Annotated in this window: 10 protein-coding genes and 1 other annotated feature; of the genes, 2 read left to right on the top strand and 8 right to left on the bottom strand. The window is 25.7% G+C overall.

From position 1 onward, the window contains the following. Positions 1-79 precede the first annotated feature (79 nt). The 6 genes from I2A66_RS07880 to asnA all read right to left on the bottom strand — a co-directional run bounded on the left by I2A66_RS07880 (position 80) and on the right by asnA (position 8,370). Complete coding sequence (locus I2A66_RS07880; protein WP_243238691.1) at positions 80-964, bottom strand: sensor histidine kinase; 885 nt, start codon at positions 962-964, stop codon at positions 80-82. 125 nt (positions 965-1,089) lie between these two features. Continuing rightward, positions 1,090-1,767 carry a response regulator transcription factor gene (locus I2A66_RS07885; RefSeq protein ID WP_147515942.1) on the bottom strand — a complete coding sequence of 226 codons (678 nt, stop codon included), beginning with the start codon at positions 1,765-1,767 and terminating at the stop codon, positions 1,090-1,092. Positions 1,768-1,779: 12 nt separating this feature from the next. After that, positions 1,780-4,947, bottom strand: coding sequence for a DEAD/DEAH box helicase (locus tag I2A66_RS07890; RefSeq protein ID WP_195251388.1), 3,168 nt, complete (start codon positions 4,945-4,947; stop codon positions 1,780-1,782). A 210-nt stretch (positions 4,948-5,157) separates the two neighbouring features. Further along, positions 5,158-6,537 carry an MATE family efflux transporter gene (locus I2A66_RS07895; RefSeq protein ID WP_330615460.1) on the bottom strand — a complete coding sequence of 460 codons (1,380 nt, stop codon included), beginning with the start codon at positions 6,535-6,537 and terminating at the stop codon, positions 5,158-5,160. Positions 6,538-6,655: 118 nt separating this feature from the next. Next, on the bottom strand, positions 6,656-7,153 hold the full coding sequence (locus I2A66_RS07900; RefSeq protein ID WP_122638835.1) for a lecithin retinol acyltransferase family protein: 498 nt from the start codon (positions 7,151-7,153) through the stop codon (positions 6,656-6,658). Positions 7,154-7,365: 212 nt separating this feature from the next. Further along, entirely contained in the window at positions 7,366-8,370 is a 1,005-nt protein-coding gene (gene asnA, locus I2A66_RS07905; protein WP_147515940.1) for an aspartate--ammonia ligase, read from the bottom strand. A 61-nt stretch (positions 8,371-8,431) separates the two neighbouring features. Next, positions 8,432-8,682: a binding site (T-box leader), on the bottom strand. 323 nt (positions 8,683-9,005) lie between these two features. Between asnA and hydE the strand changes: the two genes are divergently transcribed. Further along, a complete protein-coding gene (hydE, locus tag I2A66_RS07910; RefSeq protein WP_147515971.1) occupies positions 9,006-10,073 on the top strand; it encodes a [FeFe] hydrogenase H-cluster radical SAM maturase HydE in 1,068 nt (355 codons plus the stop codon). A 103-nt stretch (positions 10,074-10,176) separates the two neighbouring features. Here the strand turns inward: hydE and I2A66_RS07915 are convergent, their stop codons facing one another. Next, entirely contained in the window at positions 10,177-12,303 is a 2,127-nt protein-coding gene (locus I2A66_RS07915) for an adenosylcobalamin-dependent ribonucleoside-diphosphate reductase (protein ID WP_147515939.1), read from the bottom strand. A gap of 289 nt (positions 12,304-12,592) precedes the next feature. Here I2A66_RS07915 and I2A66_RS07920 point away from each other — a divergent pair, with 289 nt between their 5' ends. After that, a complete protein-coding gene (locus tag I2A66_RS07920; RefSeq protein WP_147515938.1) occupies positions 12,593-13,459 on the top strand; it encodes an EamA family transporter in 867 nt (288 codons plus the stop codon). Between the two features lie 36 nt (positions 13,460-13,495). Here the strand turns inward: I2A66_RS07920 and I2A66_RS07925 are convergent, their stop codons facing one another. Then, on the bottom strand, positions 13,496-15,394 hold the full coding sequence (locus I2A66_RS07925; protein ID WP_195251389.1) for an FUSC family protein: 1,899 nt from the start codon (positions 15,392-15,394) through the stop codon (positions 13,496-13,498). Positions 15,395-15,692 lie beyond the last annotated feature (298 nt).

Raw genomic sequence — 15,692 nt, forward strand, 5'->3', positions numbered from 1 at the left:
TAATTCTCCTATTCTTCTTATAAAATAAATCTTATATTACGTAATTTATGTAAATTGATGTTTACCGTAAATATTAATATTATTCAATAGTATTAAAGTAATCAGATAAATTATAAAATGTTATAATTACATCAGTAAACTCATTTTGTTTAGATATTATATTTATATCATGACTTAACTTTGTTAATATATTCTTAGCTATATAAAGTCCTATACCTGTAGATTTAGTCCTTTTTCTTCCATTTACACCTGTAAAACCTTTGTCAAATACTCTATCAATATCTTGTGGTGCTATTCCTATTCCATAGTCCTTTATATGCAGTTCCAATCCTTTTTTATTTTCAATTGTATAAATTTCTATTTTCCCATAACTCTCACTATATTTAATAGCATTATCAATTATTAATTCTATTATATGAGTAATCCATTTTTTATCAGTTAGTATAACTTTATTTAAGTCTAAAACATTTAACTCTATTTTATTATATATAAATTGGTATTTATTTTTCTTAATTACCTCTTTAACTATATTTTCTAAATTAACTTCATTTATAAAAAAATCTGAATTATAATTTCCTGCTCTACTTGAATACATAGCTTGTTCTACTAATTTATCTATTCTAGTAACTTCAGCTTTTATTTGTTTAGATAAATCTTTTCCATATTCTATTTCACTTACTCTCTTTCCAATTATCTCAAGAACTGATATTGGTATTTTCACTTCATGTATCCAATTAGTCATATAATCATTTATTTCTTCTAATTCTTTTTTTAAAGATTTTACTTCATCTTCATTTTTATCTATTATATTCTTAACTCTTTTATATTCATAGCTTTCTTTCAGTTCATAATTTTCTATATTAAAATCACTTACTGCATTAATAAAATTATTAACTCTTTTTTTATAATTTAAATAATCTAAATATAAAAATATAATAGATGTTAATGAAACTAGTAAATTCATATATATTAAGCTATCAGTGCTTTTAGATAAATTAGGATCTAAAATTATAATTAAATTTACTATTATCATTATTAAGATTATTAATATAAAAATTACCTTTGTATTTTTCAAATAATTTATAAATCTCATTTTATAATATATCCATGTCCTTTTTTAGTAAGTATAAATTCTTCTAAGCCTATACTTTCTAATTTTTTTCTAAGTCTATTTATATTAACTGTTAAAGTGTTTTCACTTATAAATTCTTCACTATACCAAAGATTTTCTATTATTTCTTCCCTACTAACTATTTTTTCCTGATTTTCCATAAGTATCTTCATAATTTTCAACTCATTTTTAGTTAAATCTGTATTTTTATTTTTATAATAAATTTTACCTTCAACAATATTTAATATTACATCCTTAAATTTTATTATTTCATTTTTTATATCACTGTTATAAGAATATGTTCTTCTAAGTATTGCTTGTATTTTTGCAACTAAAATCTGGGGTGAAAATGGCTTTGTTATATAGTCATCTCCTCCCATATTTATTGACATTATAATATCCATATCGTTATCTCTTGATGATATAAATATTATTGGAACTTTTAAAAAGTTTCTTATTTGTAAGCACCAATAAAATCCATCATAACAAGGTAAGTTTATATCCATTAATACAAGCTTTGGATTTTTTTCTAAAACTTCATCAGTTATATTTTCAAAATTTCTAACTTCACATACACTATATCCCCATTTACTTAAGGTTAAACTGATTTCTCTACTTAGAGCATTATCATCTTCTACTATAAAAATATCTGTCATAAATTTACCTCTTTACTTTAATAAATCGAGTATATCCTCATCTGATAAACTCTTTAATACACTTCCATCAGATAAATTTCCATCTATCATATCATCAATTAATTCCTTTTTCTTTTCTTGAAGTTCAACTATTTTTTCTTCTATAGTTCCTTTGGCTATAAGCTTTATAACTTCAACAACGTCTTTTTGACCAAATCTATGAGCTCTATCACTTGCTTGATTTTCAACTGATGGATTCCACCAAGGATCAAAATGAATAACTGTATTTGCAGAAGTTAAATTAAGACCAGTTCCTCCTGCTTTTAGAGAAATTAAAAATACCTTTTTATCATTTCCTTCATTAAATTCATTTACAAGTTTTATTCTATCTATCGCCTTAGTTTGTCCATCTAAATAACTATAGCTTATATTATTTTGAGATAATTTCTTTCCTATATTTTTAAGTACACTTGTAAATTGTGAGAATACTAATATCTTATTATTTTCTTCTGTATATTCTTTTATAATTTCAAAACATGCATCAGTTTTGGCACTTTTACCTTTATAATCTTGTATTATTACACTTGGGTCTAAACAAAGTTGTCTTAATTTTGTTAAATAAGAAAATACGGTTATTTTATCTTTTATATTCTTCTTTTCTTTAAGTTTTTTTTGTATATCTTCTACATATACTCCATATACTTTTCTTTGTTCTTTACCCATTTCAACTAAAAATTGTCTTTCTATTTTATCTGGAAGTTCTTTTATAACTTGTTTTTTAGTTCTTCTTAGTATAAATGGTCTTATCATTCTTTTTAGATTTTCTATATGACCTTCATCTCTTATAAAAACTGCATTAAATTTAGTTAAATTATATAAATATCCAGGCATTATAAAATCAAAGATAGACCATAACTCCATTAAATTATTTTCTATTGGAGTTCCTGTAAGGGCAAATCTATTATTAGCTTTTATAGATTTTACTGCATCCGTACTCATAGCTGTTGGATTTTTTATATTTTGAGCTTCATCTATAATGCAATAGTCAAAGTTTATATTTTCATATTTATCTAAATCATTTCTAAGGGAACCATAAGTAGTTAGTATTACATCATAATCATTAATATTATCTACCACTTTTTCTCGTTCTTTTTTAATACCATGAGCTATACCTACCGTTATACTTGGCGCAAACTTTTCAAATTCGCTTTTCCAGTTATGTATAAGTGAAGTAGGAGTTACTACTAAACTCTTTTTATTTTCTTTACATAACAAAAATGCTATTGTTTGTATAGTTTTTCCTAGTCCCATTTCATCTGCTAAAATACCACCAAATCCACAGTAATCTAAAGTTTCAAACCAACTTAAAGCATCAACTTGATAATCTCTAAGGTTTGCATTTAAGTTTTTTGGTATTTCTACAGATACATTTTTAAGATTTTTAAACTTATCTACTAATTCTTTAGTTTTTTCTATCCCATCTATATGAGGAAGCTTTTTTTCAGTAAGTAAATCATTTATAAATAAAGATTTACTTGTATGCATTTTCATATTTTTATAGTTATCAGTAAATCCTAAACTTTCCATAAGCTTAAACATTTCTTTAGTTTCGGCTTCTTCTAAGTTTACAAAATTTCCATTTCCTAATTTGTAAAATCTTTTATTAATTTTAAATGCGTCTATTATTTTTTTATATTCGCTTTCATCTACACCTTCAATTTCAAAATTAAATTCTAAATAATGATTTACTTCTTCTCCAAGTCCTACTTTAATGTTAGCTGAATTATATATTTTTCGTTCTTTTAATTTTTCAGAGTAGTATACTTCACCTATATTTTTCAATCTATTTATTTCCGTACTTAAAAAATCATATAATTGTGCATCATTGCCTTTAAATACATATTTATTTTTATAATCTTCAAAGTAATTACTATAAAGTCTATATATAGCTTCTTGTTCTTTTATAGTATCTCTTATTACAAATTTACCTTCATATTCGCCTTCGTATTCAAACTTAAGATCACAAGTTATTTTGCTATCTTCTAAGTCAAAGTAAAATTTAACTTCTAACTCTCCGGAAGTATTTTTTTCTATCTTCTCATCGACTTTTACATTACTGCATATTTTTTTAAGTTTTGGAACAACATTACTTAGTACCTCATTAACTTCACTTTTAGTAAATGATATTTCCTTAAACTCATCTAGTACACTATATAATTTATTGTAATATATGCCATTTTCAGAATTAAGTAAGTATATATCACCTTTATAAAAAACTACATCACCTTTTTGAGATATAGGAATAGGAAGTGGTCCTTCATTTTTAAGTAATATATTATCATCATCCATTTCTAGATCTATATTTATAGGTAGTTCTCCTCTTATTATTCTTGGAGTATAATACATATTTCTAAATTTAAAATCAAATTCTCTATGTTCTAAAGCTTCCATTAACCTTCTAACCTTTGGTCCTCCTAAGGTCATATATCTAAGCTCTCTTTGTGGTGCAATATATGAAAGGCCTAGGCCATATTCTTCTATCATATTAACTACTTTTTCATCTTCTTCTGAAAAATAATTATCTATAGGATTATAAACAAAATCAACTCCATACACTAGACTGTTAGAATTAGCTCTTGCAAAAGCAAACTCTCTTAAGTTTTTAAGTACATACATTTTATCAATACCTATTTTAAAGTCTGCACAAATAGTATTTGGTCCTACCATTTCTAGTTTAATATCTAAATTAACTTCCTCTTTAGAATTGCTTTTAAAGTAATTTAACAATTCTTTATTTATAAAATTTTTATTTCTATGAACCTTGCTTTTATTTTTTACTGTAAAAGTTGTCTGCTTTAAACTGCTTATTACATCTGATTTTAATAAGTTTACTACATACATAGTCATTGCTACTATGTGCTTGCATATAGCTAAATTAGTAGATGTACTTCTACTCATACAATCTTGGCAATTACAACTACCTGATGCGACTCTTTTGTTCTTTGAATCGATTACTATTGAGCTATTATAAACTCTATTTTGAAATTCTGAAGCTACTCTACCTTCAATAGTCAAAACTTTATCTTCATTTGTATATTTTACTTCTTCTACATATCCATCTTTATAGTATTCCGTACCTCTACTTAATCTAGTTTTATCCGTGTTATCAATTAGTATGTCATTTACTATTTTAAAGTCCATAATCTCACCTGTTTTCTTTTATTCTATTTATAACTTTATAAAACAAGTTAGAAGCTGTCTTTTATTTTAAGACAGCTTCTACGTTCATAATTTATATTTATTATATAAGCACCTGTGTTATATAATTTTAACCCGCTCTAATTTTTTTATTATAAGTTAGTTTATAGTTTTATAAATTAACTTATATTTTCTATAAGTAGTCTATTTACATTATATCAAATTTTTATCATCTTTTTTGCTCATTAATTTAAATTCTTTTAATGTACTCATACCCATAGGTAGAGCTATTATAAATGTTAATAAGTCAGCTATTAACTGGCTAATCTGAATACCTGTAACTCCAAATATCCTAGGTAGTATTATTATCATAGGTATAAAGCATAATCCTTGTCTTGCCATGGCTAATATACTTGCCTTTACATACTTTCCTATATTTTGAAGTAACATATTACATAGTATTATCCATCCTAAGAATGGAAATGCAATACAATGCATACGAAGTGCTGTAACACCTATTTCGATTAAACTAGAATCATCTTTAGTAAATAATGATACTATACTTGGTGCAAATATAATACCAAGTACACCTAATATGCTTAAAACTATTGTAGATACTTTTACACAAAACCAAAAAGCATTTTCTACACGTTTATAATTTTTAGCTCCATAGTTAAATCCACAAACAGGCTGAAACCCTTGACCAAATCCAATTAAAGCAGAGCTTGCAAATGTTGTAATACGCATAACTACAGACATTGCAGCTACTGCTCCATCACCATATAATCCTGCTCCAATATTAAGAAATATAGTAGCAAAACTTGTTATTCCTTGTCTACATAATGATGGTACTCCTCCATGTAATATTTCTTTATATTTATTTAAGTTTGGCTCAAAATTTTTAAATCTTATTGGTATAGTTCCTCCATAATCACAAAGCTTAATTAGTAAACTAAAGCTAATAATTTGACTGATTACAGTAGCTAAAGCCGCACCTTTAATTCCCATATTAAGCTTAAATATAAGAATAGGGTCTAATATAACATTCAAAACTGCACCTGTTGCTATACCAATCATAGCATAAGATGCATTTCCTTGTAATCTAAGCTGATTATTTAATACAAATGAAGAAATCATAAATGGAGCACCAATTAAAATTATGCCCATATAATTTTTTGCATAAGGTAATATAGAGTCTGTTGCTCCTAATACTTTAGCAAGAGGGTCTAAAAACATTATGCCTATTATAGTTATTATAACGCCAATAAAAAATGCTGAGAAAAATCCTGTCGATGCCATTTTTATCGCAGCTTCATTTTCCTTAGCACCTAATTTTCTTGAAATATAATTTCCCGAACCATGACCAAAACAAAATCCTATTGCTTGAAACATTGACATTAATGAAAATATAACTCCTACAGCTGCTGTTGCACTACTATTTATAAGGCTTACAAAAAAAGTATCTGCAATATTATAAAATGATGTAATTAACATACTTATTATCGTAGGAATTGCCATTTTTATAACTAATTTTTCAACGGGTTCTTCTACCATTTTTTTATATTTTATTTTCTGTAATTCCTGTGCATTCAAATATACTCCCCCTTATATTAATAATACTTCTTATATGCTCTACTTTACATTATACCATTATTTTGCTTTAACTTTTATAAAGTACTCATTATAAACTAGATATTTTAAATATATTCTATTAATATATATCTATTTTACTCTTAATAAATATTGCATCTAACACTAAATTAACTTGATATGATTGACTAACTCCAGTTTTACACCAAACTGCAAAATATTCACAATTATTAAATCCTAAATTAAACCTACGCTCTCCAATTCTACTTCTAGCTCTTTTTACTGTTTCATCAGGAGAATAAATTTTATATTTTATCTTATTTTTTAATTTTAATAACATATACATTGCATATGCACTTTCTTTATAACCTCTATTTAAACCATTAGCTCTTATTCTTTTCACTGATTTAGAACTATCTTCTGAAAATTTGTATACATAATATCTATTTGAATTTCCCAAAAATTTATCCATAGAAGTTTCATCTATGTGCATTTTTCTCAAAAAAAAATCTTCATCTTTACCAGCATAATGGATGACATGATTTTCATCTACATATATACCAAAATGATTATAAATACCATGATTTACACATATTACATCTCCATATTCTGGCTTCATCTATATCCCTCCCTGCATTAGTAGTTATATAGATATTTTATGAATTTAAGTCCTATCTTGTTAATTAGTATATAAAATTACTTTTTATTATAGGAAATTTATTTTAGTTAAACAAAATAAATTCCAAGCCATTTTAAGATTATTTTAATCTATATGACTTGGAATTTATTTTATTAACTAAACTAGTTTTAAAAACTACCTATTATATAAATTTATAATAAATATACTCCTGCTTCTTTGCACTCTTTAATCATTTTCTCTGGCCAAATTCCAACTTGAACCTCACCTATGTGTGCCTTGTTTAAAAAATACATACATATTCTAGACTGACCAATTCCTCCACCTATAGTATAAGGTAACTCTCCGTTTAATAAGGCTTTATGGAATTCTAATTCTTTTCTATCCTCACATCCAGATACTTCTAATTGTCTTTCTAATCTTTCTTCATCTACTCTTATCCCCATAGAAGAAAGTTCTATAGCATTATCTAATACTGGGTTATAGAATAATATATCTCCGTTTAATTCCCAGTCATCATAGTCTGGACTTCTTCCATCATGTTTTTGACCGTTACTTAAAACTTTACCTATTTGCATTAAAAATACTGCTTTCTTTTCTCTAACTATTGCATCTTCTCTTTCTTTAGGTGTTAAATTTGGATACATATCCAATAATTCTTGTGATGTTATAAAAGTTATCTCCTCTGGTAAATCACATCTTACTTCTGGATATATAGCATGTACATGCTCTTCAGTTTCTTTAAATACTTGATATATATCTTTTACAACCTTCTTTAGTGTTTCTATACTTCTATCTTCCTTATTTATTATAAGTTCCCAATCCCATTGATCTACATATAAAGAGTGTAGATTATCTAATTCTTCATCTTTTCTTATAGCATTCATATCAGTATATAGACCTTTTCCTACTGAAAAACCATACTTTTTAAGAGCCATTCTTTTCCACTTAGCTAGTGAATGTACTATTTCCGCATTTTTATTTAAATGAGGCACTGTAAAGCTTACTGGTTTTTCTATTCCGTTTAGGTTATCATTTACTCCTGTTTCTGGTAAAACAAATAACGGTGATGAAACCCTTGTTAATTTTAACATTTCCCCTAATCTATTTTCAAAAAAGTCCTTTAAATCTTTTATTGCTTGCTGAGTTTCTATTACTCCTAAGCTAGTTTCATATTTTTTGGGTACTATTAAACACATACTACAACACTCCTTTTTGTTATTAATTCTTGATATTAAAAAAAGCCCTTCATCCCTATATAAAAGGGACGAAAGGCTGTCTTCCGCGGTACCACCCAATTTAACTTTAATAAAAGTTCAACTCTATTAGCGTACAATTCATACACTACCAATATGATAACGGTTTGGCTCCGACTAAGTCTACTCTCTTAATTAAAGATTTCGGTTAGTAGCTCTGGGATGTTCTTCGTTATAAATCTTGTACTGGACTCTCACCATAACCAGCTCGCTTTGACTTAATTTTATAATTACTCTTCCCTTCAATGCGTTTTTGAATTTTCTGTATTTTCTTATTACTAATAGTAATTCATACTTCACTTTATGTCAATAAATAGTTTTTTTATTTTTTATTATTAAAATTCTATATATTAAAACTTTTTTAACACAGTATAAGATTTACATTCATTTATTTATGTAGTATAACGGTTTCTACTTAATTTTATAAGAAATTACTATATTTTACAAAATAATAAATTTAATCTATAAACTTTTATTTATACTAATATAATTATATAGCAATTTAAGAAATTAAGTACTACAATTTATTTTAAAGAAAACAAATCCTAATCTGAAAGGAGTAAAGTAAATTGTACATTATGGCATTAATACATAAATTGTGTGAGACTCATAACTTATCAGAAGATGAATTAATTTATTTAATTGATAATATTAGCTCAGAAGACAAAGAATATTTATTTAAAAAAGCAAGTGAAGTAAGAGATCACTATTATGGAAACAAAGTTTTTTTAAGAGGACTTATAGAATTTACTAATTACTGTAAAAATGACTGTTATTACTGCGGTATACGTTGTTCTAATAAGAATATAGATAGATATAGACTTTCTTTAGATGATATACTAGAATGCTGTAAAATTGGATATAAACTTGGATTCAAAACCTTCGTACTTCAAGGTGGAGAAGATCCTTTTTTTACAGATGATAGATTGATTAATATTATAAGACTGATAAAGGAAAATTATAATGATTGTGCCATAACTTTATCTTTGGGAGAAAGAAGTTATGATTCTTACAAAAAATTATTTGATGCAGGAGCTGATAGATATTTACTTAGACATGAGACAGCCTGTGAAAAACACTATTCTAAATTACATCCAGAAAATTTAAACTTATATGATAGAAAAAAATGCCTTTCAACTTTAAAAGAAATTGGATTTCAAGTTGGTGCTGGATTCATGGTAGAATCCCCATTCCAAACAACTAAAAATTTAGCAAAAGATTTAATATATCTAAAAGAATTAGATCCTCATATGGTTGGTATAGGTCCATTTATTCCTCATCATGACACCCCATTTAAAAATGAAAAAGCTGGTAGTTTAGATAAGACGCTATTAATGCTCGCAATAACAAGGTTATTATTACCAAAAGTTTTATTACCAGCTACAACAGCACTTGGTACAATAAGCAATGTAGGTAGAGAATTGGGTTTAAAGGCTGGTGCAAACGTTATAATGCCTAATTTATCTCCAAAAAAACTTCGTGAAAAATACTCTCTTTATGATAATAAGGTTGGTACAGGAGATGAGGCAGCAGAATCTAAAAGACTAATAAAAGAAAAAATCAACAATGCAGGATTTATATTAGATGATAGTAGAGGAGATAATATTTCCTGGGAAAGAAGTGGAACTATTCTGAATACATTATAAAAATATATTTTTACCATCAATAAAAGATAATATTTAATAATTAAGATAGTTAGGATATATATAATATAATATATATATCCTAACTATCTTTTATTTATACTACTTAATTACACTTACTATACCCACACTGTAAACAAATCGCACATCCTCCTGTAGGAATAACTGTTTTATTTCCACATTCCGGACAAATAAATTCTTCAACACCATCTTCTAATGTAACTATTCCTTCATCATGCTTATCTTCTTTTTTTGCCTTTTTATCAGCCTTATCATTTAATAAAATTCCACTTCTTTTGCAACCATCTCTATAAATAGTAATACCTTTAAGTTTATTTTTCCATGCTAACATATATATATTATACACATCTTCAACAGTAGCTTCATAAGGCAGGTTAATTGTAGATGATATTGATGCATCAATATACTTTTGCCATGCTGCCTGCATCTTTATTCTTTCATCAGGTTTTAATGTCATAGCAGTTTCAAAAATATTAGGTAAATCATTATCGTCTAAAATATCGTTTATATCCATATATTCTTTAACAATAGGTGTATATACCTTATAAAATACATCTTCATCATGTAAGCTTTCAGTTTTTCTTATATATGAAGTATTAAACATCGGCTCTATTCCTCCACTTATTCCTAACATTGTAGATATAGAACCCGTTGGTGGTATTGTCAATATTTGTGAATTTCTTAATCCATATTTTTTTATTAACTCTTTAACATCATCATCTATATTATTAATAAAGAAATCAGATTTAAATATAGCTTCTTTATTATATTTTTCATAGCTTCCTAATTCTTTTGCTAATAATGCAGATTGCTTAATAGCACTATTTAACATTATTTTAGCTAATTCTTCACATAATTTAATAGATTCTTCTGAGCCATATCTTATATTTAGTTTTATAAGCATATCAGCTATACCCATAACGCCTAAACCAATTTGTCTATATTCTCTAACACTTTCTTTTTGTTCATCTAATGGATGTAAGTTTAGTCCTTCATCCAATACTTCATTAAGTCCAATTATACAATCAGATACAGTATCTTTAAATTTTTCTTTATCAAAAATTGCATTTTCTGTAAATGGTTCTACTACAAATTCAGATAAATTTATAGAACCTAATAAGCAACTTCCTCCTGGTTGTAGTGGCTCTTCTGCACAAGGATTAACTCCAGCATATTTAAACTTTTCATCTTCACTTAATAAATGATATCTTTCAATGTTGTCCCAAAAAAGTATTCCAGGTTCTGCAAAGTCCCAATTATTAGTTATAAGCTTCATAAATAACTTATACGCATCCACTTCTTTTTCTATTACTTCTTTAGTTTCTTCTACTACAAACTTACATTTATATTTTTCCTTCTTCTCTACAGCTTCCATAAACTTATCATTTATTCTAACAGATATATTAGCTTTAGTTACTTTTTCTAAATCTGTTTTTACATCTATAAAAGATTCTATATCTGGATGATTTATATCCATAGATATCATTAAAGCTCCTCTTCTTCCTCTTTGACCAATTAATCCAGTTGTCATTGAGTATAAATCCATAAAGCTAACTGCTCCTGTAGTTGTTTTTGCAGAATTGTGAACTAATGCTCCACTTGGTCTTAATTTAGATATATCAAATCCAACTCCACCACCATAACTAAATGTTCTTGCTAGCTTTTTAGCTGTATCAAATATTGATTCTAAGTTATCCTCTGGTGGACTTAAAACATAACAATTTGAGTAAGTTACTTTAATTCCATCCTTAGGTAAACCTCTATTTGCTAGAATTCTTCCTGCAAATAGAAATTTTCTTTCTCTTATTAACTTAGCTATCTTTCTGTTATTTCCTGAAACTCTATCTATCCACTCATCAAAAGATTCATTATTATATTGATATTTGTTAGTCCAAATTGATTTTTGTAATTCATCCATATGCCATTTTGATTTTCTTATATCAGCTCTTTTATCTCTATATAATATATACTTTTTTGCAACATCTTTTCTATTAGATTCCATTAATAAAAGCTCTACATTATCTTGTATATCTTCTACGCTTATTTCTTCTTCCCTTGAATTTACTATTTCTTCTATTTTATCAGCAACTATTTTGGGTAATTCTTTATCTTCTCCTTCTTTGCTATTTATAGTTGACTTATAAATAGCATTCATTACTTTTACTTTATTGAATGGTTCAGTTGTACCATCTCTTTTTATGATTTTCTTCATAACTTTGTAACTCCCATTCTTAATATATTTTAGCTATTTTTATATTAACTTGTACACTTTATCTTGTGTATTAATATATTTTTTAAATAAAAACATACTATATATAGTATGACAATACTATATCTTCTTTATTTATATAAATATATTTTTAATATAACTTATTCACAAAGTTTTATAAAATTGATTGATATATTATTAAAAATATACTAAACTAAATAAGTTAAATATACTAATTAATTTCAATTGATTTTAATATTCATTAATATACTTATGGGAGGACTATACATAAATGTGGTTAATATTCGCATTTGGTTCAGCTTTATTTGCTGGTATTACTGCTATTCTTGCAAAGATAGGAATAAATAATACTGATTCAAATTTAGCAACTGCAATTAGAACTATTATTATTTTAATTTTTTCATGGTTAATGGTATTTGTCGTAGGATCTTTTGATACAATACCTAATATTAGCTATAAAACTCTATTATTCTTAATATTATCTGGTCTTGCAACAGGAGGCTCTTGGTTATGTTATTTTAAAGCCCTTCAACTGGGAAATGTTAATAAGGTTACACCTATTGATAAGTCAAGTACAGTGTTAACTATGATTTTAGCATTTATAATTCTTGGTGAATCTCTTTCTTTTACTAAAATTATTGGTATGATATGTATTGCTATTGGTACTTATATGATGATTACTAAAAAGGAAATAGATATTGATGATAATACTAAAACTAATAATAAATGGATGTTTTATGCTATTCTTTCAGCTGTTTTTGCTAGTTTAACATCAATACTAGGTAAAATAGGTATTATTGGAATTGAGTCTAATCTAGGAACTGCTATTAGAACTATTGTAGTTTTAATAATGGCATGGATTGTTGTGTTTATAACTAAAAAGCAGTGGGAAATAAAAAATATAGATAAAAAAAGTTGGATATTTATTTGCTTATCAGGTATAACAACTGGTATGTCTTGGCTGTGCTACTATAAAGCATTACAAGATGGAGAAGCAAGTATAGTTGTTCCAATAGATAAATTAAGTATTTTAATTACTGTAGCTTTTTCTTATATATTCTTAAAAGAAAAGCTGACAAAAAAATCTTTTATAGGACTGATAATTATAACACTTGGAACACTTACACTTTTAATATAAAAAGCTTAAGGCATGAATACCTTAAGCTTTTTATTTTTAAATTGCTATTTTTATATCTGATATTTTTCTTAATTCTTTTAAAATAATAACTATACTGCTTAATGTTATTTTAGTTCTTAAATCTTTTATTTCTCTTATATTTGCTTTTATTTCTTCTATTGTATTTTCGATTGGTTCATTTTTATACTCAATTAATTGATTTATTTCATCTAAAATATACTTTACATATTTTGGATTAACTTTTTCTCTTATAATCCAAATATATAGCTCATATATATTTGTAACTAAAAATCTTTCTTCTTTTATTAATTTATCATAAGAATTAATACCTAGTATTTGATTATTAACTTTTAACTTTTCTTCTACTAAAGATGTAATTATAAGTAAGTTCTTTATACCATGAGGTTGCTTAATACCTTCTGCAACATTTTTAATTTCTCTAAGCATATCTGATACCGCACCTTTATATATTGCTTGTAACTCATCATTTGAATCCTTTAGTTTATATGGAAATATCACTTTATTAGCTATTATCGCAATTAATGCACCTAATGCAACAAATATTAATCTATTTAGTGTTAATGATCCTATATCTCCTAAAATTGCTGCAGAACCAATTGCAGATACAGTTACACATATTGTACTATGCTTATATTCTTTCAAGTATCCACTTATATAGCCAGTTAACATTAATATTAAACTTCTTGATGTAGTATCTTTAAATATATTAAATAATATAAATACAATTATACTTCCTATTATTGTAGATAATATTCTATCTTTTATTTTGCCTTTAGATATCTCATATATTGGATTAATAATAGATAACATTGTAAACATTATCCATCGACCTTCTGATAAATTAAATAAATCTGTTATAAATGCTCCAAATGTAATTGTTATTGCTACACGCATTGCATAACAGAATTTAAGAGATTTATGATTTTTAGACATGTATTTAATTTTTCCGTTATTTTTAATGTCTCCTATTGATTTAACTAAGTTATAGTTTTCCTTTTTTAAGTTCTTTAATTCTTGTAATGTATCTTTTAAAAGTATAGTACTATCTAAAAGTTGTAGTGTAAGTAAGTCACTTATATTTCTTTTTTCACATTCACTTAAGAATTCATATATATCTTTTTCTAAATCAGTTTTAATATCTTTGCCTTCTAAAACATCTTTTGTGTCTAAGATTAGTTGTTCTAAGTTATTAATTATATACAATACATCATCTGATTTATCAATTACTTTAAGCATTGTATATATACTTTCTAACGCCACAGATAAATTAAGTTTTATTCTACCTTCTTCTGTTAGATAAAATTCAACTTCTCTTTTATCATAAACCATCTTTCTAAATACATTTATATTAGACTCTATATCTATATCTGTATTTTCTTTAGATTTGCCTTTCATACTTTCAATCTTTGATGTTATTGCATTACAAACACTTATTAATATTTTATTTCCACTTTTAGACATCTTATTTTTATTAGCTATTATTTGAGCTAACATTATAAATAATGCTCCAAATATAAGAGCTAATAATCTTTTGGGTATTTGGTCTATGTTTACTGGAGCTGATAATAAAAATAAATATTGTAGAGTAAATGGAAAATACATTGGTGTTTCTAGATTATAGCAAAGTGTATAACTCACTGTAAATAAAGCTATAAAATTAATCACAATACCTAACCATATATTTGATAATGCAATCATTGCACATATACCTATAAATAAATTAAGTAAAATTAATCTAATAGAATTCCTTATAGGTGATATGGTTAAATCTTTACTTAAAAACATTAGTGTAGCAGTTATTGTAGTTATTCCTATTAGTGTATTTTCATCTCCAAATATACTTTTAAATCCAACTACAAAGGCTACTACAAATATAAATACTAAACTTTTTGATATAATTAGTTTTTTATTCATACTCAGTCCCCTTTATCTTTTTATTTTGTCAATTTTAATTTTATAATTAGTTTTTTACTTTTTAATAGATATTTTTATTTTTAGATATATTATTAGTTAAAAATGTTATTATTATTGATTAAAATTTAATATTAAATAGCATATTTTAAATTCCTCTATTTGTCAATAACGGTATTTTTAAATATTTTAGTTACAAATTTGTAACTAAAAATCCTCTATATAAATTATCAATATTATATTGATAATCATATAGAGGATTTTTATTTATACACAGTTACTATATCTTTACCTTTATTTA

The organism is Romboutsia sp. 1001713B170207_170306_H8 (assembly GCF_015550495.1).
GTDB lineage: Bacteria > Bacillota > Clostridia > Peptostreptococcales > Peptostreptococcaceae > Romboutsia_E.

What these genes read in the sequence shown, in the direction of transcription:
- I2A66_RS07915 (WP_147515939.1), bottom strand. Translation starts at nt 12,303, where the DNA reads ATGAAGAAAATCATAAAAAGAGATGGTACAACTGAACCATTCAATAAA.
- asnA (WP_147515940.1), bottom strand. Translation starts at nt 8,370, where the DNA reads ATGTGTTTAATAGTACCCAAAAAATATGAAACTAGCTTAGGAGTAATA.
- hydE (WP_147515971.1), top strand. Translation starts at nt 9,006, where the DNA reads ATGGCATTAATACATAAATTGTGTGAGACTCATAACTTATCAGAAGAT.
- I2A66_RS07925 (WP_195251389.1), bottom strand. Translation starts at nt 15,394, where the DNA reads ATGAATAAAAAACTAATTATATCAAAAAGTTTAGTATTTATATTTGTA.
- I2A66_RS07900 (WP_122638835.1), bottom strand. Translation starts at nt 7,153, where the DNA reads ATGAAGCCAGAATATGGAGATGTAATATGTGTAAATCATGGTATTTAT.
- I2A66_RS07920 (WP_147515938.1), top strand. Translation starts at nt 12,593, where the DNA reads ATGTGGTTAATATTCGCATTTGGTTCAGCTTTATTTGCTGGTATTACT.
- I2A66_RS07880 (WP_243238691.1), bottom strand. Translation starts at nt 964, where the DNA reads ATGAATTTACTAGTTTCATTAACATCTATTATATTTTTATATTTAGAT.
- I2A66_RS07890 (WP_195251388.1), bottom strand. Translation starts at nt 4,947, where the DNA reads ATGGACTTTAAAATAGTAAATGACATACTAATTGATAACACGGATAAA.
- I2A66_RS07885 (WP_147515942.1), bottom strand. Translation starts at nt 1,767, where the DNA reads ATGACAGATATTTTTATAGTAGAAGATGATAATGCTCTAAGTAGAGAA.